The 422-nt window shown below is 38.2% G+C and carries 1 pseudogene; it reads right to left on the bottom strand.

Features of this window, described 5'->3' with window-relative positions:
• Positions 1-2: 2 nt before the first annotated feature.
• Positions 3-422, bottom strand: a pseudogene (locus M2R48_RS21265) (molecular chaperone); the annotation flags it as partial.

Raw genomic sequence — 422 nt, 5'->3', positions numbered from 1 at the left:
ATTTACCCCCCTCCTTCTTTTTTAATTTCAACCAATTCCTGTTTCACTCCTGAACTGTCAACCCCGTACAAACTGGTTTGACCACTCAGGCTATTGAGTAGTTTGTTGTCTAAATCAAACTTCATGGTGCTGTTTGCCAATACATAACCAAAGGCGGTTTTGCCAAAAGCCATTTGCTCTGAAGTTGGAGTTAATTTAATTCCCGAAAGTCGTGAAAATTTTGAACCAGTATTTTTAATATAAAGTTCAGGTTTGCCCTGTTCATTATTCTTGACCCACCAGCTTAATATCGGTTTAGCCAAAGGATTTTTAGTATTGGCTTTTTGTGAAACTTCAGTTAAACCACTGCCAAGTCCTTTGCCATAGCTAAACAAAGGAATCGAATAACGCATCTGAAAGCTGACTGTCGATGTTTCTTTATC

It is taken from the genome of Acinetobacter sp. I-MWF, from assembly GCF_025433935.1.
Lineage (GTDB): Bacteria > Pseudomonadota > Gammaproteobacteria > Pseudomonadales > Moraxellaceae > Acinetobacter > Acinetobacter guillouiae.
Note: the sequence above shows the minus strand (reverse complement) of the source record. Positions and strands in the feature narration are given on the sequence as shown.